Source organism: Sphingobacterium sp. UBA5789, from assembly GCF_002418355.1.
Classification (GTDB): domain Bacteria; phylum Bacteroidota; class Bacteroidia; order Sphingobacteriales; family Sphingobacteriaceae; genus Sphingobacterium.
In genome coordinates this window covers 558,553-580,640 of record NZ_DIDX01000001.1, presented here as the reverse complement: position 1 = coordinate 580,640, position 22,088 = coordinate 558,553, and the positions used below count along the sequence as shown (strand labels likewise).

The window sequence follows — 22,088 nt, the reverse complement described above, 5'->3', positions numbered from 1 at the left end:
TATGAAAACAACACTTTATAATTTAACAGCAGTGCTATTCAATGCCATTATCGGTATTGGGGTAGCTATGATTTGTGGGTTTAATCCTTATTTAGGTGCAGCAATTGTCAATCTTTTGGCGGTTCTGTTTGCACTCTATAAATTCTATTATTCAGGTACACCTTTATTTTCTCGTGGAAGTCTGTTTGTGGGTCTGCTTCATGAAATTTGGTTATCCAAGTTAATGGAGAAATTCTATCCAAATGGAGCCTGGTTAACAGAAGGACAGAATATGACCGAATTTGTTGAAGCCAACAAAATTCACCTGGGTGATTGTGGTGTCGATCCGGAGGTACTTATTAATAACACTACGTATCCAATTGAAGTATCGGAACGGGTTGATGCGCACCTTGAAATGGTTCTAGATTATTTTGATACCAAAAATACTGTAGTTAGAAATGCAGAGCAGGTTCAATTGAAATATAATAAGTTAGAATCTGTTGTTCGTGGTCATCGTATGGCCCTGTTTACAGCGAACATAAAAAAGGCTGCACATGCTTATGGGCCACAATCCAATAGTGCAGTAACTCCGATTATTTCACTTGGTTCAGGATCCATAATTGATGCTATTATTTCTGCTCGTGCAGCATTCAACAATGCCGATGCGCCTACTGAAGGACGTATTTTGTTGTTAACGCCTGATCATGAGGCTAAAATCCAAAAAGAAGATAAGGTTCTTTATAATCAGGTCTTTGGTCAAAATGGATCTAGTAATTTGTACGGATTTAAGACATTTAGTACTACGGTAACGCCTACATATTTAGCCGATGGAACTAAAAAGGTGTTTAATGCTGCACCTGCAGCAGGTGATAAAAAATCATCTCTTTTCTATCTGGCATCGGAAGTGATGTATGCAGACGGTGAATACGATATGTTTTCACGCTTGAAAGATCCGGAAGCTCGTGGCGATATTGTCGGATTCCAAAAACGCTTTATTGCGGTGCCAATTCGCAATAAATATTTAGGGGCTATCATCGATTAATTCTACTGTCATGGATATAAAAAAAATAGCAAAAGAATGCCTGGAATTTAATAAGGAATTCGAGCAGGTGCATGTGACCTCTGATGGGACACCATTTTTAAACCTAAGTGCTGCTAAGTATCATGGTAGTAAGCAAAATGACACTAAGGTATCTACATTTGATCGGGATGAAATTTTCGACAAACCGGGTCAGCAAAAGGCTGCAGATGTGATCACCTCTATCAGCACGGCTGAAACCATCGAAGATCTGGAAAGTATTCTACCTGAAGGTGAAGACCGTAAAAGCGTGCTGAAAGCTTACGAAGCTAAAAAGCAGGAACTGGAAAAGGAGGATCAGTAATGAATGCTAAAAAGATTATAGCAATCGCAACGGGCTATATTGGCATATTGGAGAAACCGGGTAATACCGGTTTCTATAATGCGCCATTTGAAGTCAAAATGCGTAAGGTCGGATTTTACACCGGTGCGCCCTGGTGTGCATTTTTCACAAAGCTTGTCCTGGTTGAATCTTATATGTCAGATACCGCTTATGCAGCTGTACTTAACAGCACTTTAACCGGTGGTGCAGTCGATTCTTATAACAAGTGTAAACGTAATGGTATCCCAACCGGAACGGTTCCACGGCCGGGTGCTATTGTGGTTTGGAAAAATGGAAACGGTCCGGCCGGTCATATCGGTGTGGTGGTTTCAGTGGATGGTAATACGATGACTACCATCGAAGGGAATACTAACGCTTCCGGATCACGTGAAGGGGATCGTGTTGCCAAAAAACTTCGAACTGTTAATCGTGATTTTCAGAAGTCCGGTCTTAATATCGTTGGTTATATCTATCCAAAGGGGGTCTAAATGAAAATTAAGAAAAATGTAAAAATCATTTTTGTGGCCTTCCTTGCGGTACTTTCTCTTATAGGAATTTTTGCAGGGTGTAAGTCGCAAAAGCTTCCAAATGAGCAGCTGATAATCCGGGATAGTACCATCGTAAAAGAGGTTGAAATCAAGGTTCCAAAACCGGGCAATAGTGCCGGTGCAGAGTTTCCCCTGGATTCGCTTATCCAACTTTTAAAAGAAGGTAAGACGGGCGAACCTTACAAAAAGGAAAACCTGTCAGCGGACGGGAAAATGAATCTGCAGTACTGGATCGATGAACTCGGAAAGGTGCAGATCCGTTGTAAGACCCAGGACGAAATTTTAACGGTACTTGCCCAGGAGATAACCAGAATTCGAAATGAGAAAAAAACGGTAATCCGGGAAGTTGAAAAAACGCCATTTTGGAATTACATCCTTTTCGGTGTCCTGGGAGCAGCACTAATTATTTCACTATTTAAACGCTAATAAAACATGTCACTTTCAGACGTAAAGGTAAAAAAGGCTAATGGCGGTTTAGGTCGCCGTACACCTACTGCAGATGGGGTCAGCGCATTGCTGACTACAGGTGTAGCGGTAGCCGGTAAGCTTGTCCTGGGGACATCTTACAAAATAAAAAATGCGGCAGACATTGAAGCTCTGGGGATCAATCAAGCATATGATACAGCAAACAAGGTATTGTTGTACTACACTATTTCAGAGATTATCAGAATCAATCCTAATGTCACGCTGTGGCTTATGGTTGCCCCACAGGCAACGGTTATGGCTGATCTGGTAGATCCTACTAAAACCTACGCTGCAAAGCTTTTAGCTGATGCAGAATATACCATCGTACAAATTGCCGTTTCCATCAACCCGGCTGAAGGTTATACGCCTGATCCTTCCGGAGGATTGGATTCCCAGGTACTGGCTGCAATTCCAAAAGCACAGCAACTCGCATTCTATGCAGATAGCGTTCATGCGCCCGTCAGTGCAATAGGCTTAGAGGGCAAAGGATTTAACGGAACTATTACTGCAGCCACGAATCTGCATACATTGGAAAGCAATAAGGTGTCGGTGATCATTGCACAGGATCTTTCATCTGCAGCTGCTGTCAGTCATCCTTCACATGCTGCCATTGGCACCTGGTTGGGTTGCGTATCCAAAGCTGAAGTGAATGAAAATATCGGATGGCCAGAGCGTTTTCCATTGGCAAGTAAAGTTACCGGATCATTTTTAAAAGCAGGTTTATCAGGCGGAACTTCAATAAGTTCTTACACCGGTGAACAGCTCGATCAGTTAGATGATAAAGGCTACATCTTTGCCCGAATCATTCCACAACTACCTGGTGTTTATTTCAACGATTCGCATACCTGTACGGTATTGACTGATGATTATAATCGTGCGGAACTTAACCGCACAATGGATAAGGCAATCAAACAGATCCGTTCAGTATTACTTCCAAAATTGCAGTCTCCCTTACTGGTAGATGAAGAAACAGGATATCTGCAACCTGTAACAATAGCAGTTTTCACAACGGATGCAGAAAACGAGATTACCAACATGAAGCGTGCAGGCGAGATCTCCGGAGGGTCGGTTTACATAGACCCAGCTCAAAATATATTAACATCCGACACACTGGATGTCGATGTTGAAATCATCCCTACGGGATCCGCTCACACGATTCGTCTTAGAATCGGATTTAATAACCCATTTAAACAAAATTAAAATGGCTATAACACAAGATTGTTTAATTAACGGAACTTCCTATGCCTGGAATAACATCGATTTTCCCGTTTTCGGAACGGTGATAGAAGGTATAACAGCAATTTCTTATAAAAAGAAGCAGGAGAAAACCAATAATTATGGGCGAGGAAAAAAGCCTGTAAGTCGTGGTCGTGGTAAGGAAGAATATGAAGCATCTATCACTGTAGAGATGAAAGAATCGGAATGGATGCGTATCGCTGCAGGTGGTAGCCTGTTGGATATTAAACCATTCAACATTCCTGTTACATTTTCCGGTGATGGTGTTAATCTAACTACGCACACATTGATTGCCTGCGAATTCCTGGAAGCAGGAATCGAGACGGAACAAGGATCAACTAACATTCTGGTAACGCTTCCATTACTGCCAGGAGACATTAAAGGGCTTTAACAAATAAATATAATGGCAAAAACTAAAGAAAATCAAACATCCACAAATGTGATTGTATTAGGTGAGGTTTCGAAAGAGCAAATCGAAGCCTGGAAAAAAGAACATGGCGTTGTCATAGCCATTAAGGTTAAGAATGACGATGGTTCAATTTCTATCTGTTACTTGAAAGTTGCTGACAGAAATACGGCATCACTTGCTATGTCACACGTTGCAAACAAACGTACTATTGAAGCAGGGGCCGTTTTTTTGAGTAACTGCTGGTTGGCAGGTGACGAAACTATTAAAACAGTAGATAAGAAATATTTGGCTGCATGTCATCAGGCATATGACTGTTTGGATTTCGCTGAAGCGAGTTCGGAAAAGTTGTAGTCTATCCCATTAATGAACGGGAAGGGATGGACCAGATAAGAAAATGGAATGCCTTACTGGCATTCCATTTTAATATACCGTTCCCCGAAAAGCTTCCGAATGATGTCTATTATGAAAAAGTAGCACAGCTAAATTGGGTACTAAAGAATAACAAAAATGGCCATTATTAACATATCTGATATTTACCAAAAGGCTTTTAATATAATGCCACGTTATCTGATTCCTAATTATTCGGACGTTGATATCCTTCCCCCGGAGTATTCAGGAATTCAGGTTTGGCAGGAAGAAGAGTATGCAGAACTTTCCGAGCTTGGTACGCCAATTTTGGAAAAGATAATCCTGCGCCCTGGATCATACACAGATTTTGAAATCGTTGAAGGTTTGCCAAAAAAACGCACCATTAATTTTGATGGGTATACGTTTCCGATTTGGCCAATGGTAGACGTTTCGCAGAATAAAGTTATTGTCAAAACTGCTATTAATGGCCGTCCCAATACAGTTAAAGAATACATCTATACCGATGATCACCAGGTAACGATCAGAGGGATTATAACAGGCATAGGAAACGAATATCCACATCAGGAGAAACGCCAAATGTATAACATGTTTGCCGTGAATAGCAGTTATGAAGTGGAAGCCAGAGGATTAAACGACATTGGTGTACAATCCTTAGTTATTGAAAATATAGACTTCGGAGACATAGAAGGGTATAACAACGTATGCACGTTCACCATATCTGCAGTAAGTGATATCGGGGTTTTATTGTCAATTAAAGAAATCGCAAAATCATGAGAAATGTAATTGTTGAAAGTGGTCAGCACCTTGTAGATGTGGCCGTTCAGGAATTTGGATCTGCAGACGGATTGAAGATTATCTGCGAGTTGAACAATATGGAATATGACGATGATCTGCATCCGGGGCAATCCCTTATCCTTCCGGATCTGGATCCGGACAATCGTATTCAGGAATATTTCAATACCAAAAACATAGGGGTTAATAGTCATATCGAAGATAGCAGCCTTCAGGTTTTATCTACAAATGACGATCAGCCTATAGTTAATAATGATAATGAAGGGATTGGCGTATGAGTTTAGAGCTAAAAAAAATACATCAGTTACCTGCAGCTGATCAGATTAATAATGGTGATGAATTGCCTGTGTCCCAGGGACAGCAATCCGGAGAAACCCGGAAGATGTCACTGGCCATGATTACACAATTTATAATCTCTGCAGTACAGGACCTGATCAATCAGATCGCCAAAGGTCCCCAAGGTGATAAAGGCGTAAAGGGTGACAAAGGAGATAAGGGCGACAAAGGTGATAAGGGTGATAAGGGCGACAAAGGTGATGCAGGCTTAAAAGGCGACAACGGGCCAAAAGGTGACCAGGGAATTCAGGGACCAAAGGGCGATAAAGGTGATAAAGGCAATCAGGGAGACCAGGGAATTCAAGGAGGAAAAGGAGACCAGGGCGACAAAGGAGATCAGGGAGATCCCGGAGGATTATTAATTCGCCAGGACGATGATTTAAGTTTTGGTCTTACATCTGCGGATTTGAATGTAAGATATCCGGATGCACAATCAGGCGAAGTTTTTTTTAGTGAAATAAACGGTGTAGAGTACACCAAAATGAATGAAACAAAGTGGAAATTTCAAATTATAGAAATAGTATGATACGGTTTATCTTAACAACTATGATGCTGTGCGCAGTAGCGTTTGCACAGACACAACCAAACTTACCTACGGGATCAACTCCCTATTCAAGTAATTTATTTAGATCGCCGGACGGTTCTATATGGACAGGAAAATCCGGTAATTATACTGCATTGGCGACAAAAGCAAAGCTTGATAGCTTGTATAACCTGGGGTACACAAAAGCCCAGGTTGATGTACTAATCACCGGAGCAAAAAACAGATCTAATCACACCGGTACACAGTCAATCAGTACGATTGAGGATTTGCAAACCTTTTTAGATAGCAAAATCCCGGCTACTCAAAAAGGAGCTTCAAACGGAGTTGCTACTTTGGACGCAAATGCTAAAATCCCAATGTCACAGGTTCCTGATGCATTAATCGGATCGGTTAATTATCAGGGTAATTGGAACCCGGCCACTAATACTCCAACCTTGCCAGCAACCCCAGCAACTTCAACCAAGGGACATTATTACATTGGAAGCGTAACTGGCACATTCAATGGGGTTGAGTATAATAATGGGGATTGGATCATCTCGAACGGTTCTGTGTGGGGAAAGGTAGACAACACAAATAAGGTAGTGTCTGTAAATGGCAAACAGGGAGCGGTTGTGTTAACGTTATCAGATATTGCCGGAGGTGCGGACCTTGTTACGCTTAATACTGCTCAAAATATTACAGCAAAGAAAACCTTTAAAACAGCAAATGCAACCTCCGGTAACGGGATTGCACCAATTGAAGTTATTGGTGGTAATGGCGCACAAGTGATGGGAACATCGGGTTTTGCTATGGCCGGAAATGCTGCCCCTATTAATATTACTTCCGGAAGTGGTGGTTTTTCAAATGGAGTTAATCCAAGTGGAACTAATGCCGGGGGGTCCGGCGGTGAAATTAATATAGTTGCAGGTAATGCAGGACCCGCAATAGGTGCTGCAAATAATATCAATGGTTTTGGTGGTAATGTGATTCTGCAGGCCGGAACATCATTTGGGAACGGCAAGGCAGGAAATGTTCAGATAAAAGCAGGTAACAACGAAACGGGAATCGGTGGAGATATTTTTCTAACAACAGGATACGGTCAGAATGGTCCAAACGATGATGCTACGGCAGGGAACGTTTATATGGCTATCACAGCTGCTGAAAATTCCCGTGGTCATGTTATTGTTGGAGGTCTTCCTGCAGACAACAATGGTAATAAATTCCAGGTTGTCGGTAAAGCTTCCGTTTCGCAGGCTCCTACTGCACCTACAGATGTAGTGAGGTTAAGTGATCTACAAGGCTCTATAAGTAGCGAAACCTTGCAAAGCGTGACTGATAGATTTAATCGAGTAACTCCGGGCAAAGAAGTTGTGTTACCATGGAGCAATGATGAAGGATTTACCTTCATAGGAGGGAATCAAAACTATGGAAGACTAGGGTCATATAATGGCACAACTGGATGGGCCAAACTAATTATTAACGAAGGAGGAGGTAATGTAGGAATTGGAACTACTGTCCCATTGTATAAACTACATGTAAACGGTGACTTTGGCGTAGGCAATATGTATACTGAAGGTGCTTTGAGATTTTTTAATCCATCTTCACACCCAAGCGTACGCAGATATTGGCTTCAGCCAAATGCTAATACTAATGGGGATTTTTCTATTTATTCCCAAAATAATGACGGGTCAGGAAACAGATTTGATCTCTATATCTCACCTCTTGGTAATATTGGACTCGGTAATCTAGACCCAACCGCAAAACTAGAGGTCACAGGATCAATAAAATCATCTGACAAAACAGTCTCCAACATATTAAGCTACACAGGTACAAGTGGTGTTGTAGGAACGGAATCCAGTCATCCATTAGATTTTTGGACTGGATCCACTTCAAAAATGACAATTTTAACCAATGGTAATGTAGGTATAGGAACTCTCACACCATCAGCTAAATTGGCGGTTAATGGTGATGCTTTAGCGTCTAATTTAATTCTAAATAATTCATCTGGTACGTATAGGGAACTACAATTCAGAACAAACGGGGTGTTAAGATGGGATATGTTTGCATCACCAACAGCTGAAAGTGGTGGTAATTTAGGAAGTGACTTTGCGCTAACACGGTATGCAGATGACGGTAGTTATTTAGGCCAATCATTCAGTATCTCCCGGAGTACAGGTAATGCCACGTTTGGCAATAACTTAGATGTCAGCGGAGCTTTGACTGCCAATGGTACAATACGTTCTAATCAGGGGTTTTCTGCCTATGCATCTGTAAACAGTCAGGCCACGTATAGACCAACCGGAATCACCTTTAATCCTGCTGCTAATACATACGCTACTATTGACGCTAACACCAGTGGTGGGCTAACTATACGTACAGCTGATGGTTCCGCAACCGCACAGATTCGCATGACGTTCTTAACTCCTAATGGAGCGACCGCCAGATCAGTTATGCTTTCGGGGCGTGCATATTATGGAGGAGATTATACGGGCGCATTTGAAGCCAACGATTTGATTCCAAAAAAATATGTAGATGATAAAATTCAGCTCATGACTTTGCGTGCAACAATTAGCGGAGGTGTGGCCGTTTTGGATGGCGGAGCTGTTCAATCGGGATACCGATATATTGTTCAGGGAGCATCATTATATAACGGTACAACCCCTGAATTTTTATCGCTTTCAAAACTTGCTATTCAGGCAGGAACTACGGGGAATGTGGTGGCGCAATACGAAACCACATCCGTTGATAACGGGAAAGATGTTGAAGTGTTAATCCTTAAAATAAAACAATAATGTTATTAAATTTTATCGCAGGGCTATTAGGGATCATTCTCTACACCCTGATCAAAGCAAGACCCTATGTATTTAACAAAGAAATACGGACAGATTGGGGCAAATTATTAATGGAAAATGTTCCTGCCTGGTTATGGGCTATCCTGGTTCTTTTTACGGTTTCCATGATTCTGAATTATTCCCCTGAATCAAATGTTCTGATCGGTCAAGCCCTGGGCGGAATGGATCTTGCCAATAGCTTTACAGGATTTTTGGGTTTAGGTATGCTGCTATCATTCGGGACTAAAGAGATAACGAAATAATGTTGCTTAATCTACACTGCTATATTGTATTTACAGAGCCTTCAGGTAAAAAATACCTGGAATTTAACTTTGTTAATGCAGTTGAAATTCAGAGTTCCTGGCGTAAGCTTACATCGACATGTAAAATTACATTACCCCGTAAGCTAAACATTCTTAATGGGGATATTAATGATATCATTCGTAGAGGTTCTAAAGTCAGTGTATGGTTAGGTTACAATGGTGAGTTACGTCTTGAATATGTCGGGTATGTTGCCCGGATTGACGCAAAGGTTCCTTTTACCATTGAGTGTGAAGACGAAATGTGGAAACTGAAGCAACAAACATTTTCAAAAGCATACAGAAATGCATCCATTAAAGAGATCGTCTCTTTGATTTGGCCTGGTAAATCTAACATTATAGATTTTTCAATTGGTCAATACCGTATTGACCGTGCCAGTGGCGCAGCGGTTCTGGATGATCTTCAGAAAAATTACAATGTGTATTCATATTTCACATATAATAATGAGCCTATTTTAAATGTTTCCCTGGGCGGTTATGATTTCAAAAAATTAAGCACCCGGCATGTGTACAACCTTATGGTTAACGTAGCAGCTAATGATTTGGTTTACCGCCGGAAAGATGAAAATAAAATGAAGGTAGTTGCAACCAGTACAGGCAAAAAGGGTGTCGTGATCCGTACGGAAGTCGGAGACGCTGAAGGGGAAGAAATCAAACTGGATAAAAAGGGAATGACCATCACGGAACTGAACCGCCTGGCACAGTCAGAACTTAACAGATTGCAGTATGACGGCTATAAGGGGACAATTACGGGCTTTGGAATACCTTATTCAGAGCATAACGATATAGCCGTCATTCAGTCTCCGGAGTACCCAGAGCGAAACGGAGCCTACATGATAGATGAGGTCGTCAAAACCTTTGATACCTCGGGGTATAGAAGAAAAATAACACTTGGTGTGAAAATACAGGCATAACATGAAAGAGATATTTTTAAGGCTATTCAAAGAAATGCTTTCAACTGCAACAGCTGCACAGGTTATATCAGTTGATAAGTCTGAAAACACCTGTGATGTTAGTCCTATGGATGGGGGTGCAGATATACTTGATGTGCAGTTACGTGCTGCTGCTGAAGGAACATCCGGATGCGTTAATTACCCTTCTCCTGGAAGCATTGTTTTAGTCGCCCCGATTGATAACAGTAAATCGTCATTTGCTGTTATCATGTTTTCAGAGATGGAAGAGATACACACGGAAATTGATAAAACAAAGCTGATTATTAACAAAACAGGCGTAACGATATCAAAGGGTAATGATTCCCTGAAGGGAATTTTAACTGATCTCGTTGATCAGATGCTTGATATATATGCACCCAAAAATGCACCAGGAATAGCAGCTATAAAAATAAAGATTAACAACCTTTTAAAAACTGATTAAACGATGCTTAAACAGGAAGAATTAAAGGCAGATCTGAAGTCAGTTCTGCAGAAGACCAGGAACAATCAGGGTGATGCTGAAAGCAGCCTGGATATATTCGTTAATGAACTGGCCGGGGTGTTTATTAAACATATTAAAACTTTAGAAATTAAGTATGAGACAGGACTTAATGCACCTAATGGCCCGGTAACAGGAACAATTAAACACACGGTTATATAATGGGATATGTTAAAGATATATTGTTGAATGATGAGTTCGATTTACTAATCGAAAACGGGGATTTTGTGACCGGAGAAAGTGACGAACAGCATTTGCAGCTGATCGCTTTATTTGAGCCTGGGCAATTGAGATATTCGCCTTTGACTGGCTTATCGCTCTTTCAGCGATTGCAGTCACCGCTTAATAAAATACAGCAGGATAGACTTCGTAAGGATGTATATGAACAGGTTGAGTTTGACGGATATCGTCCAGGTACATCAAGCATATCATTTGATGGAGATATCGAAATTAAAGCAGATAGATAATGGCAAGAAATACAGAAGAAATATATCAGGAAATGCTTGCTGAAAAGCAAGCACGTCCCGAGCTTTCCGGGTTAGATAGCCCGAGTAATACAGCAATGTGGCAATATTGGTTAAGAATTTTTGCGCAGCTATTCCGTTGGTTCGAAGAGAAGCAGGACGATTTCAAAATAGAACTGCAGCAAGTCATTAATGATAACCAGTTCGGAACCTTCGAATGGTGGACCTCAAAAATTAAGGGGTTTCAATACGGTGATGTATTGCAATTCATTAACAATAAGTTTCAATATGCAACGGAAGATCCGTCTAAAAGAATTGTACACTTTGTTTCTGTAACAGATGAACGGGGACTGGTGAAGATTAAAGCAGCCAAAATAAATAATGATCGCCCTGAAGCACTTAACCCGGATCAAGCTGCAGCTCTACTTTCATATGTCCGGGAGATTCGCCCCCCGGGAACAAGGCTTGCAGTAGAATCTCTACCTGCAGATAAGTTAAAGACAAGGCTACGCATTCATTATAATGCACAGATTGGACTTGCTACTATTAAGGATCAGGTAGAAGCTGCGTATGTCAATTATGTTAATAATATCATTTTTGATGGGCTTTACTATGTCAATAGAATGATAGATAGCTTACAGGCTATTCCTGGTGTAATTGATGAACAGGTCGAAATTATTGAATTGGCAGTTAAGCAGGGTGCAGATCCTTATGTTCAATTCAGCTCTAAATACCAGGCTAAATCCGGATACTTTGAGGTTGATCCGGACTATCCATTATCAACCAATATTGAATACGTAGCAGTATGATGAAAATATCATTCAACATTAACAGGCTGATTGAGCAGTATCAACCGGAACTTCTGCGTAAGCCCCGGCACCTTGCCTGGCTGCAGTCGGTCGCAAAACCTTTGCACACACTGTATGGTTACTTTCTTTCCTTCAGGACAGATAAGCTTTATGAAGCTACAATTACAGGTGAAAAAAACAGACTGGAAAAAGCTTTGCAGGATCGATATCTAAATCCTGATATCTACATAATTCATCAGTTAGATTATCTGGACACTGCCTGGATCTGGCTGAAGGATGAACCGGTTAATCATGCCTGGGACTTCCTGAAGGATGAAGCAAATCCTAATCAGGAATATGATTATCTACGTGATGAGTACGATCCGGAATTTGATTTCATTGTCCGGGTTCCTATAGTATTGGGAGATAAAGTACCGGATCTTCGGGCCTGGATTAAAAGGTATGTAATGGCAGGAAAAAAGTATAAAATTGAATTGTATTAATATGAAAGAGTTGATTAAACAAACAGGCGGATATAAACGCCATATGGATTATCTTTTGACTTTACAGTCGGAAGTTATGGGCGTTCAAAATGCCATGTTCAAAAACCTGGGACATGACCTGGTATTATCAGGGTGTGAAATTACCGATCATCAAAATGGAACGGTGAGCATTGCGCCTGGTGTAGTTTATGTTTCTGGCCAAATAGTAAAATTTATTGGTGCAGCAAATATCACCAGTGACGGAAGTAAATGCTTGGTGTTATCTAATCCGGTACAAACAGATCCGGACGATTTCTTTGATGGCACAACCAAAAATACATACAAAGAAGTGTTTGCACAGGTTGGGGATACTTCAGATCTGACAAGGCAAATAATTATTTTACCACGTGAATTGTACGGGGTAAAACAATACATTCAGGATATCGTATTGTCATATGGACAAAAGGGAGAAACCAAATGGGTTATTGATCTGGATGGAACCTTTTTAGATAATTTCGATAGTTCCGGTTTGGGTAGTTCTGCCCGTTGGATGGGATGGGCTTTGATGAATGGCAATAATGGTACTCCACCAATGGCCGGGCGTTCTGCCATTGGTGTAGGAAGAGTTACCATACAGGGCCAGGAATTTATTTATAACCACAATGAAGCTGACGGAAATCCCATTCATCAATTGACAGTAGCTGAACTACCATCACATAACCACTCTTATACAGATGAATTTCCGGCTGATGACTACCAAACATGGGGCGATAATGCAAATTCCAGGCGGTTTGCAAAAAATCAAACAAAGACAAAAACTACACAGTCCGCAGGAAATAATCAGCCCCACAATAATATGCCACCTTACAGAGCCGGATATTGGGTAATAAAAATTGCGTAAAACAGGAAACCGTAAAATTGTTATTTTCTTTTCAGATATGTTTGTCTTATGAAAATAACAACATCATCAGAAGTGGTCAGAGCTATATTACAAGCGATTGACACTAATATCGCAAGTCAGGGAGTTGCATTGCGGTGCGAAATAACACACGAGTTTAAAGGCGATACTGCCTGGATTAAATTTAAACCTAAGAAAAAGATTAAGCCGGAAGACTGGTTTTGGTTAGGTTTTTTTGTCCGTGAGTACAAAGATTAATCAAAAAGCCCTTTAAAATTATCTAAAGGGCTTTTTAGATAACATTAATACTTATTTGTTCGAGCAAATCAATATATATTGATCTACATGTTTCATAATCTTCAATAGATTCAAAAAAAAGTAGTGCATTTATTAAACTATCGATGTCTGAATATGGTTTAATTATTGTACATCGACAATTCCAATGTTCTGTAAGAGGTGAATTATTCCATGATTCATTTTTCATGTGGTGTGAAAGTACATTTGAAAGTATCTACATCAAAAATAACAGTTCCAAGAAGCTCATGGTTATAACACAAACTATATCGATCAGCCGAACCGCTATATTGATACTTAACAATTGCTTTGAAATCTTCATCAACAGGCTTTCGATTAAGATATTCGTTCAAAACATTTGTAATCAGGCGATATTCAGCCAGTAAAAAATCATCTTTCCATTTATCATAAGAACTCTTTATTGGTTTTCCATTAATACTATAAGGATCTGGAATAAATGAAATATACGGTACAAATTCATTTAATTGTACGATTGAATCATCATCAAGCTCATTCAGGGGAGTAACTCTTTCGGGTGAGATCATGAAATAAAAGGGCTAACTTAATATATAAATATACGAAAAATCGATGTATTGGACAAATAAAATTTTAATATTTTTGATGTAAAATACAGTTTAGCTTCTTAAAAAGAATATTAAATAGTTCATAAAATACCTACTTTAGCAGGCATTGAAAAAAATAATCTCTCTAATGGACTAAAACTGGTCTTATATACTAATTTTGAAAAAACACCAATAAAATCACACCTGTTTTATTTTGCATTTTCACCTTGATGACCTTTTCTTAAATAGTGTTGTTGTTGTGTTTGAAAGCACCTATTATTTATCTCTCTTCCAAAATACTTACTTTAGTAAGGCTTTAAAAAAATAATGTCTGTATTGAGCTAAAATTGGTCTTATATGCTAATTTTGAAAAAACAGCAACAAAAACACACTTGTTTTATTTTGCATTTTCACTTTGATGACCTATGCTTAAATAGTGTTTTTATGCTGTTTAAATAGTGTTTTTTTACAGTTTAAAAATTGGGACATTTTAAAAATAAAATTGGGACATTTCAAAATTCGGCTTTTGTGTAGGTAATCTGTCTTTCTGTCAAACGATCATTTCCCAGGTAATTAATTACCCCCGGAAAAATCGACCACGGAACTTGCGTTCTTCTCGCAAATGTCTGAACAGGATTGTAATTGAATGTATAGTTTCCCGTCACTGTAAAACCATCCATAATCGTCGCCACACCTTCCAGATGATTGACAAACTCATGCTCTTTCTTACCTCCACGTGATTTACCATACAATAGGTCGGCAAAAATACCATCACCTACTGTATAATTATTCAGCTCCGTACGGTAGGTTGCCGTACCATCCGGATTGACCGGAACATAGGAAGGCAGAGCGTGTACAGTAGTCGAAATAAAATTGTTATTTGATTCTTCCGGTTTATCTCCGGAGTTCCAGCCCGGGAAGGTATAATTCTTATAATTCAACTGCGAATTATTGCTGACTCTAAGCCATTTGGAGAGCTGTGCACCGATCTTACTTCTGAGATTATAAGAATTGAACTTATCCTGATTAAACTGCATGATACCTTTTTTCTCATATAATCTTCCGGACAGATAAAAGTCAATCTTGTCCGTCCCTCCGGTCATCGTCAGAGCATGTTCCTGAGAAGGCTGTACATCACGATAGAAATAATCCCACCAGTCTGTATTTCCATAGTAAACGTACTGATCTTTGCCATTACGATTCTGAATAACCACACTCGGCAATGAAGGATCATTCTTACGTTTCAGCAATTCTGCATAGTCCGCTTCTGTATATCCGGTGTAGCTGTTTCCAGTAGCACGGATAAAAGCTTCATCATTCAGAATTGCGGCATCATATCCGGATGTTATAAAATCTGTACTTACTGTAAGTCCTGAAAAAGCAAAATTGTTACCGTAATTTATACTCATTTTTCCGGCTTTACCTTTTTTCGTGGTAATGAGCATCACACCAAACGCACCTCTGGCACCATAAATGGCCGCCGCAGCCGCATCCTTTAGGACAGTAATAGTCTCTACATCACGTGGATTGATATTATTGATACTGCCGGGTACTCCGTCAATAAGGATCAGCGGCGAAGCATTCTTGCTGTTGATCGAAGCAAATCCCCGGATATTTACTGTCCCTTCACTTCCGGGCCTTCCGTTAGAGAAGTTAACATTCACATTTGGCATAGCGCCCTGTAATGCCTGAGTCACATTGGAGACCGGGCGGTCTTCCAGGACTTTGGAATCAATCTGACTGACAGCTCCTGTCAGATTCACTTTCTTCTGCCGGCCATACCCCACGACGACGACATCTTCCAGTATCTGACTGTTGTCTTCAAGGGTAAATGTAACCGTTCGGCTCTCCCCTACAGTAATCTGTTGTCCGTCAAATCCGATGATAGATACTTTAAGCACATCTCCCGGGCGGGCATCAATTGAAAAGGTTCCACTTTCGTCTGTTTGAACAGACTTTTTGCTGTTTTGGTTTGTTACTGTTGCACCAACAAGCGGGTCTCCACTTTTATCTGCTACCGTACCCCGTACAGGTGTCTGCAAAACTGCAGAAGCACTGATAAAGGAGCTTGAAAAGGCTCTTTGCGGGTGAAATGATAAGCTTAGCAACAGAAAACAGGTGCTGGAGGCAACAGCGATCCTTGACCGATTCCAATATCGGTCAAGAGCTGGTTTAGGCTCGTTTTTCATAGTTTTTAAATTCTTTTAAATTTAACTGGTATAGTAATACTAAATATACAAACTAAATTTATGATTCTAACAATGTCACGAAGTAAAGAAGTTTATATTAACTAATTTTTTGGTACATGTTATCTTTTCATTTAGTTAAGATTAAGAAAGAAGAATAACTATAGATCTTTCATAGAAAATGAAAATAATAACATGCGTTTTAATGCATATTTTTGCACTTTTCTAACATCAACTCTTTTCCTATCGGATCAGTTCAAAAATTTCTTATCTTAGATCAGATTATCAATTATGGCGCATACGCACCACAACCTTTATCCTTTTTAAAACAAACCAAACGGATGAAAAAAAGTATACTTTATATTCTTATCCTGGGCTTTATCCTCACCTCCTGTAATGCCCCTCGTCAGGTCTATCGTGCAAATACATTTTCGAAAGCCGCTGTTGTAACGGCACACCCTCTTGCCTCCGGTGTAGGCGTAACGATCCTGAAAGCCGGTGGAAATGCCGTAGATGCAGCTGTAGCTGTGCAATTTGCACTAGCAGTGGTGTATCCCAATGCAGGTAATATCGGTGGAGGAGGTTTTATGGTCTACAGAGACCATAAAGGTGCTGCCAGTGCTTTGGATTTTCGGGAAAAAGCTCCTTCCAAAGCCACAGAAAAAATGTATCTGGATGCTAACGGCAATGTGATTGAAAATCTGAGTGTATACGGACATTTAGCGGCTGGCGTACCCGGATCTGTGGCAGGTATGGCAGAAGCCCATAAAAAATACGGTAAACTAGCATGGTCCGCTCTCTTAGCTCCGGCAATAGAACTTGCTGCGAAAGGTTTTCGTATTACTGAAAAACAAGCCAACGAATTCAATGAATATAAAAGCAGTTTTCAAACATACAATCCACAGGGTGCACCTATACTGAAAGAACAGACCTGGAAAAAGGGAGATCTTTTTGTACAGAAAGATCTGGGAGAAACATTACAACGTATATCAGATCTGGGACGTGATGGATTTTATAAAGGAAAAACTGCTGATCTGATTGTTTCTGAAATGGAGCGTGGCAAAGGAATAATAACGCATACCGATCTCCAGAATTATGAAGCCATCTGGCGCACTCCGGTTACAGGCTATTACAGAGGGAATAAGATTATCTGTATGCCTCCTCCATCCAGCGGAGGGCCGGCACTTGTCGCCTTATTACAATCGGTGGAACAGTTTCCGTTATCAAAATGGGGATTCCAATCCGACTCTGCGGTGCGGGTTATGGTAGAAGCCGAACGCAGGATATATGCGGACAGAGCGAGGTATCTCGGAGACCCTGATTTTATAAAGGTGCCAGTTGCAGAACTGACCGACAGTATATTCAATGCCGATCGTATGAAAAATGTTGACTTGTCAAAAGCTACATCCAGCTCCGCTGTCCGGGCCGCACAGTTTCCGGGTTATGAGTCTGAAGAAACGACGCACTTCAGTATTGTTGATAAAGATGGAAACGCTGTTTCGATTACCACCACACTCAATGCTTCGTACGGCTCACGCGTATTTGTTGCAGGAGCCGGATTTCTGCTAAATGATGAGATGGACGATTTTTCAGTCAAGCCGGGAGTTCCTAATATCTATGGCCTGGTAGGTGGAAAGGCGAATGCTGTACAGGCAAATAAAAGAATGCTGAGCTCCATGACACCGACTATCGTCGAAAAAGAGGGTAAATTGTATATGGTCGTCGGCACACCCGGCGGATCTACGATCATGACTTCTGTATTTCAAACTCTCCTGAATGTAATCGATTTTGGTCAGAATGCACAGCAATCGGTAAATTCTTCACGATTCCACCATCAGTGGCTACCCGATCAGATCGATGTCGAAAAAGATGCATTATCTCCTGCTGTACGTCAGAAACTGGAACTGGACGGATATAAAATTTCTCCACGGGGACGAATAGGACGTGTAGAAAATATTATTGTACTGCCTAACGGCAAACTCCAGACAGGAGCAGATCCCCGGGGAGATGATACGGCAATGGGCTACTAAAAACTATCCCCTTTACCACATAAGATGATAAAGGGGATAGCTATTTATAAAAAAATCCTCTTTTACTATTCCTCTTCATCCAGATACTTCTGATCAATCTGTTTATTTGCCTTTGCACCCAGTTCTTTCAGGTTCTCGACCCGTCTGATGATATTTCCGGCACCGGTACCTAATTTTTTTGTAGCCTCCTGGTGACGCTCCATTGCACGTTGCAATTGTCCTTCTACCTGTTGCATATCCTGCAGAAAACCAACAAACTTATCATATAATGCACCCGCTTCACGGGCTATTTCCAGGACATTCCGGGTCTGACGCTCCTGCTTCCACATACTGGCTATCGTTCGCAGCGTAGCAAGTAAGGTGGACGGACTCACAATGACAACTTTCCGGTCCCATGCGTCACTAAACAGATCCGGCTTTTCCCGCACAGACATACTCAATGCAGATTCTATCGGCATAAAGAGCAAAACAAAATCCGGCGACTGAATCCGGTATAACTCATGGTAGTTTTTGGCAGAAAGTTCCCGTACGTGATTTTCTACAGATTGTATATGCTGTCTGGCAAACACTTTTTGCTCCTCCTCTGTCTCCGCATTCACCCATTTCTCATAAGCGACCAGTGATATTTTAGCATCTACAATGAGGTGTTTATCATCGGGAAGATCAATAATAGCATCCGGCTGCAAGCGTTTTCCATCCTCATCGGTAACAGAGGCCTGCAACCGAAATTCCTGATCTTTGAGCAGACCGGAACGTTCCAGAACCCGCTCCAGAATCACCTCTCCCCAGTTACCCTGCTTTTTGCTATCCCCTTTCAACGCTCGTGTCAGGTTATTGGCTTCATTACGGATCTGCATACTCTGCTGCATCAACTGTTCAACCACTCCTTTGAGCACATTTCTTTCCGCAGATTCATGCTGATATGTCTTTTCCACTTTCTCTTCGAAGGTTTTGATTTTCTCTTTCAACGGATCAAGCAGGAGCGTGATACTGCTATGGTTCGTTTCTGTAAATTTTTTGGTCTTCTCTTCGAGAATCTGATTAGCAATATGCTGAAACTCCAGATTAAACTGTTTTTTCGTCTCTTCTATTTCTTTCTTCTGCCCTTCCAGCTTCTCCTGTTGTGCCTGCAAATAGGCATGAGCACCTTCCAGCGCACGGTCACTTTTCAGCCTTTCGCCACGCTCTTTCTCCAGTTCCTCTTTCAGGTCTGCACGCTCGCCGATAAGATTTTCTTCACGTTGCTGACTGCGGGCTAATTCCAGAGCCATTTCCTCCTTCTGATATCGTAACTGCTCATAATCTTCCTTCCCGGAACCCTCATTACGCTTCAAGAATAAAACCACAAGCACAATTGCCAACAGCACTATAATCGTCACTAACATCCACTCCATACTATTTCCTGATATAAAAAATGGCCTTTGCAGACCATCGATTTGTATATTATTTTTATAATTGAATTACTGCAATTTCTGATGAGTCCTCCACCACAGATCAGGCATCTCTCCGGATACGGCCAACTGATAATCCTCGTACCGGCAAGGAACCAGATAGTAGCGCTCGTTGACTGACTTGCTACCAAAGTAAGGCACCTGAATCCACCAACGGTCTGATTTCTTACTTTTCACAAATACCAGCTCGTGATCCATGGATTCCAATGTGGTCCGGTAGATTATATAAGATGCCTTAGGTACTAAAGGAGCGTCCTGCTTGCGGTTATAATAACCATCTACAAAACACCATATCATCTGAGAAACTAACATAGCAGTCTGCTCACGCGGGTCATACTTGGGATTAAACTCATAAAACCCTACAGAACTGCATTTGTCTGACATACCAGCATAGCGGGCCAACTGACAAGCCTCGTCCCCAAAGAGACCATTGGGATTGGTATTGGCATTTCCACAGGCCTCAGAAGAACGGATAGCACCGATATCAAAACTGACCATATCTGCTGCACGGATCAACGGCTCAGACTGATCCATTTTACCGGCTATAGCTCCTACACGCGTGGCATTAAAGAATAATTTGTCATACATATTGACAGATTCCTTACTGACCAGATATGTTTGGTATGCGATATTATTGAGGTTGAAAAGATAATCCGGCTGATGCAGAATAATATGATTCAAAAATGTCTGGGAATTAAGCGGAGTGTCCTCTACCTGTTCCTGATCGAGATCAAACCGGGGATCTATGACAGCCACTTCAACACGCTGTTCAAGATTCTCGTAAGCCATATACTGAGCATATGTAAGATCATGCCCGCCACCGATAATAATGGGTACAATCTCCATTTTCACCAGTTCTTCCACAACAGATTTAACAGCAAAATAAGTATCACGAATGGTATTACCTGCTTTAATATTGCCCAGATCCGCAATCTTTATTTTGTAATCACCCTGATAAAGCTGGTACAGGTGTTTACGTACTTCATCCGGAGCCTGGGCAGTTCCGGCATTGTTCACCGCTCCTCGTTCTTCCTCTACTCCGAAAATAACCAGTTGAGGTTTTTCGTCTCCTTCCAGCTCCGGAAAACTTTCTTCAAATGCGACAATACTGTCACCAAACTGAGACTTGTAAAAACCATCTTTCGCAGAGAATTGATTAACGGAAACAGGAGAAAAGAATACGGATAAAGACATAAAGTTATTATTTTACCTACAATATTTAACAAATTGTGTGAAACAATGTAGGGAGTATTTCGCAAATATCCATTTATTAGCTTACTTTTGAAAACATTATTTTATCAACACCCTTAAACCGTGATATTAGTAACCGGAGGAACAGGATTTTTAGGATCGACACTTATCAAGCAGCTCATCGACGAAGGTGTCGCTGTGGTGGCGACTAAAAGATCAGAATCTGTCATTCCCGAATACTTAAAATCATCTTCCCTTATTCAGTGGGTAGACGCTGATATTAATGACTATTTTGCACTTGAAGAAGCTTTTGAAGGCATTTCCTATGTATTTCATTGTGCAGCAATGATTTCTTATCAGCCAAAGGATGCTTCGCATATGATGAAAGTCAATATAGAAGGCACCCGCCATATCGTCAACCTCTGTCTGCAACATAGTGCCAGACTTGTGCATGTAAGCTCTATTGCAGCATTGGGCACAAGCAAATCAAAACAACCTGTAACAGAGCAGGACAAATGGGAATATGATTCCAAAATATCCAAGTATTCGCTTTCTAAATATGAAAGTGAACTTGAAGTATGGAGAGGTGTTGTAGAAGGACTGGATGCTGTCATTGTAAATCCTTCTGTAATTATAGGTGCTACCGCAGGCAAAAAAGGCTCTGGAGCGATTTTTTCGATGGTAGAGAAAGGTTTGAAAGTTTATCCAACCGGAAGTGTGGGAGTAGTCGATGTGGAAGATGTCGCAAAACTGATGATCATACTGATGAATAAAACCGACATCTCCGGAGAACGTTTTATTCTAAACACCGAGAACCTGACAAATAAAGCGCTGCTGGATCGTATCAGTATACTGATGCAGAAGCCGGAACCTACCATAGCTGCATCGCCAACGCTGCTGAGCATCGCATGGCGGGCGGCAAAATTCGTCTCCTTCTTTAACAATAAACCACCGGCAATCACCAAAGATTCTGCACGGGCTTCATCCGCAAAGCTGGCTTATTCCAATAAAAAAATTATTGAGGCTACTCAATACAGCTTCAAGCCGCTGGACGAAACACTCAAAGAAATTACCTCAACATATCAAACTAAAACCGAATAAA

Annotated in this window: 27 protein-coding genes; 23 read left to right on the top strand and 4 right to left on the bottom strand. The window is 40.9% G+C overall.

Going from position 1 to position 22,088, the window contains the following annotated elements; all coding sequences use genetic code 11:
• Nucleotide 1 precedes the first annotated feature (1 nt).
• From B4B65_RS02495 to B4B65_RS02395, 21 genes are read left to right on the top strand one after another with little or no spacing between them, the layout of a single operon-like run.
• A complete protein-coding gene (locus tag B4B65_RS02495; RefSeq protein ID WP_293913112.1) occupies nucleotides 2–1,021 on the top strand; it encodes a hypothetical protein in 1,020 nt (339 codons plus the stop codon).
• A 10-nt stretch (nucleotides 1,022–1,031) separates the two neighbouring features.
• Entirely contained in the window at nucleotides 1,032–1,361 is a 330-nt protein-coding gene (locus tag B4B65_RS02490; RefSeq protein WP_293913110.1) for a hypothetical protein, read from the top strand.
• Nucleotides 1,361–1,867 carry a CHAP domain-containing protein gene (locus B4B65_RS02485; protein WP_293913108.1) on the top strand — a complete coding sequence of 169 codons (507 nt, stop codon included), beginning with the start codon at nucleotides 1,361–1,363 and terminating at the stop codon, nucleotides 1,865–1,867. The genes B4B65_RS02490 and B4B65_RS02485 overlap by 1 nt, the downstream gene beginning before the upstream one ends.
• Entirely contained in the window at nucleotides 1,868–2,353 is a 486-nt protein-coding gene (locus B4B65_RS02480) for a hypothetical protein (RefSeq protein ID WP_293913106.1), read from the top strand.
• 6 nt (nucleotides 2,354–2,359) lie between these two features.
• Nucleotides 2,360–3,592 (top strand): DUF2586 family protein, encoded by a 1,233-nt coding sequence (locus tag B4B65_RS02475; RefSeq protein ID WP_293913104.1) that lies wholly within the window; start codon nucleotides 2,360–2,362, stop codon nucleotides 3,590–3,592.
• Nucleotide 3,593: 1 nt separating this feature from the next.
• Nucleotides 3,594–4,019 carry a hypothetical protein gene (locus B4B65_RS02470; RefSeq protein WP_293913102.1) on the top strand — a complete coding sequence of 142 codons (426 nt, stop codon included), beginning with the start codon at nucleotides 3,594–3,596 and terminating at the stop codon, nucleotides 4,017–4,019.
• A 12-nt stretch (nucleotides 4,020–4,031) separates the two neighbouring features.
• On the top strand, nucleotides 4,032–4,388 hold the full coding sequence (locus B4B65_RS02465; protein WP_293913100.1) for a hypothetical protein: 357 nt from the start codon (nucleotides 4,032–4,034) through the stop codon (nucleotides 4,386–4,388).
• A gap of 26 nt (nucleotides 4,389–4,414) precedes the next feature.
• Entirely contained in the window at nucleotides 4,415–4,558 is a 144-nt protein-coding gene (locus B4B65_RS02460) for a hypothetical protein (RefSeq protein WP_293913098.1), read from the top strand.
• A complete protein-coding gene (locus B4B65_RS02455; protein WP_293913096.1) occupies nucleotides 4,545–5,180 on the top strand; it encodes a DUF6046 domain-containing protein in 636 nt (211 codons plus the stop codon). The genes B4B65_RS02460 and B4B65_RS02455 overlap by 14 nt, the downstream gene beginning before the upstream one ends.
• The gene (locus tag B4B65_RS02450; protein WP_293913094.1) at nucleotides 5,177–5,476 is read left to right on the top strand and encodes a hypothetical protein; all 300 of its coding nucleotides are present in this window, start codon (nucleotides 5,177–5,179) and stop codon (nucleotides 5,474–5,476) included. The genes B4B65_RS02455 and B4B65_RS02450 overlap by 4 nt, the downstream gene beginning before the upstream one ends.
• The gene (locus B4B65_RS02445) at nucleotides 5,473–6,060 is read left to right on the top strand and encodes a collagen-like protein (protein WP_293913092.1); all 588 of its coding nucleotides are present in this window, start codon (nucleotides 5,473–5,475) and stop codon (nucleotides 6,058–6,060) included. The genes B4B65_RS02450 and B4B65_RS02445 overlap by 4 nt, the downstream gene beginning before the upstream one ends.
• Nucleotides 6,061–6,080: 20 nt before the next feature.
• Nucleotides 6,081–8,849 (top strand): hypothetical protein, encoded by a 2,769-nt coding sequence (locus tag B4B65_RS02440; RefSeq protein WP_293913090.1) that lies wholly within the window; start codon nucleotides 6,081–6,083, stop codon nucleotides 8,847–8,849.
• Complete coding sequence (locus tag B4B65_RS02435; protein WP_293913088.1) at nucleotides 8,849–9,151, top strand: hypothetical protein; 303 nt, start codon at nucleotides 8,849–8,851, stop codon at nucleotides 9,149–9,151. The genes B4B65_RS02440 and B4B65_RS02435 overlap by 1 nt, the downstream gene beginning before the upstream one ends.
• Nucleotides 9,151–10,122: a hypothetical protein gene (locus B4B65_RS02430; protein WP_293913086.1), complete on the top strand. Its 972-nt coding sequence runs from the start codon at nucleotides 9,151–9,153 to the stop codon at nucleotides 10,120–10,122. The genes B4B65_RS02435 and B4B65_RS02430 overlap by 1 nt, the downstream gene beginning before the upstream one ends.
• A 1-nt stretch (nucleotide 10,123) precedes the next feature.
• Nucleotides 10,124–10,582, top strand: coding sequence for a hypothetical protein (locus B4B65_RS02425; RefSeq protein WP_293913084.1), 459 nt, complete (start codon nucleotides 10,124–10,126; stop codon nucleotides 10,580–10,582).
• A 3-nt stretch (nucleotides 10,583–10,585) separates the two neighbouring features.
• Nucleotides 10,586–10,801: a hypothetical protein gene (locus B4B65_RS02420; protein WP_293913082.1), complete on the top strand. Its 216-nt coding sequence runs from the start codon at nucleotides 10,586–10,588 to the stop codon at nucleotides 10,799–10,801.
• Nucleotides 10,801–11,106, top strand: coding sequence for a hypothetical protein (locus tag B4B65_RS02415; RefSeq protein WP_293913080.1), 306 nt, complete (start codon nucleotides 10,801–10,803; stop codon nucleotides 11,104–11,106). The genes B4B65_RS02420 and B4B65_RS02415 overlap by 1 nt, the downstream gene beginning before the upstream one ends.
• Nucleotides 11,106–11,912: a hypothetical protein gene (locus tag B4B65_RS02410; protein WP_293913078.1), complete on the top strand. Its 807-nt coding sequence runs from the start codon at nucleotides 11,106–11,108 to the stop codon at nucleotides 11,910–11,912. Before B4B65_RS02415 ends, B4B65_RS02410 begins: the two co-directional genes overlap by 1 nt.
• Nucleotides 11,909–12,394, top strand: a complete 486-nt coding sequence (locus tag B4B65_RS02405) for a hypothetical protein (RefSeq protein ID WP_293913076.1) — start codon at nucleotides 11,909–11,911, stop codon at nucleotides 12,392–12,394. The genes B4B65_RS02410 and B4B65_RS02405 overlap by 4 nt, the downstream gene beginning before the upstream one ends.
• A 1-nt stretch (nucleotide 12,395) precedes the next feature.
• Nucleotides 12,396–13,274 (top strand): hypothetical protein, encoded by an 879-nt coding sequence (locus tag B4B65_RS02400; protein WP_293913074.1) that lies wholly within the window; start codon nucleotides 12,396–12,398, stop codon nucleotides 13,272–13,274.
• Nucleotides 13,275–13,322: 48 nt separating this feature from the next.
• Nucleotides 13,323–13,529 (top strand): hypothetical protein, encoded by a 207-nt coding sequence (locus B4B65_RS02395; protein WP_293913072.1) that lies wholly within the window; start codon nucleotides 13,323–13,325, stop codon nucleotides 13,527–13,529.
• A gap of 215 nt (nucleotides 13,530–13,744) precedes the next feature.
• On the opposite strand, the gene B4B65_RS02390 is transcribed toward B4B65_RS02395, so the two are convergent.
• A complete protein-coding gene (locus B4B65_RS02390) occupies nucleotides 13,745–14,110 on the bottom strand; it encodes a hypothetical protein (protein ID WP_293913070.1) in 366 nt (121 codons plus the stop codon).
• Between the two features lie 530 nt (nucleotides 14,111–14,640).
• Nucleotides 14,641–16,317 carry a SusC/RagA family TonB-linked outer membrane protein gene (locus B4B65_RS02385; RefSeq protein ID WP_293913068.1) on the bottom strand — a complete coding sequence of 559 codons (1,677 nt, stop codon included), beginning with the start codon at nucleotides 16,315–16,317 and terminating at the stop codon, nucleotides 14,641–14,643.
• Nucleotides 16,318–16,655: 338 nt separating this feature from the next.
• Here B4B65_RS02385 and ggt point away from each other — a divergent pair, with 338 nt between their 5' ends.
• Entirely contained in the window at nucleotides 16,656–18,344 is a 1,689-nt protein-coding gene (gene ggt, locus B4B65_RS02380) for a gamma-glutamyltransferase (protein ID WP_293913066.1), read from the top strand.
• A 65-nt stretch (nucleotides 18,345–18,409) separates the two neighbouring features.
• Here the strand turns inward: ggt and rmuC are convergent, their stop codons facing one another.
• Nucleotides 18,410–19,738: a DNA recombination protein RmuC gene (gene rmuC, locus B4B65_RS02375; RefSeq protein WP_293913064.1), complete on the bottom strand. Its 1,329-nt coding sequence runs from the start codon at nucleotides 19,736–19,738 to the stop codon at nucleotides 18,410–18,412.
• Between the two features lie 66 nt (nucleotides 19,739–19,804).
• Nucleotides 19,805–20,989, bottom strand: coding sequence for a formimidoylglutamase (locus tag B4B65_RS02370; RefSeq protein WP_293913062.1), 1,185 nt, complete (start codon nucleotides 20,987–20,989; stop codon nucleotides 19,805–19,807).
• 120 nt (nucleotides 20,990–21,109) lie between these two features.
• On the opposite strand from B4B65_RS02370, the gene B4B65_RS02365 reads away from it, so the two are divergent.
• Nucleotides 21,110–22,087: an SDR family NAD(P)-dependent oxidoreductase gene (locus B4B65_RS02365; protein ID WP_293913060.1), complete on the top strand. Its 978-nt coding sequence runs from the start codon at nucleotides 21,110–21,112 to the stop codon at nucleotides 22,085–22,087.
• Nucleotide 22,088: the final 1 nt, after the last annotated feature.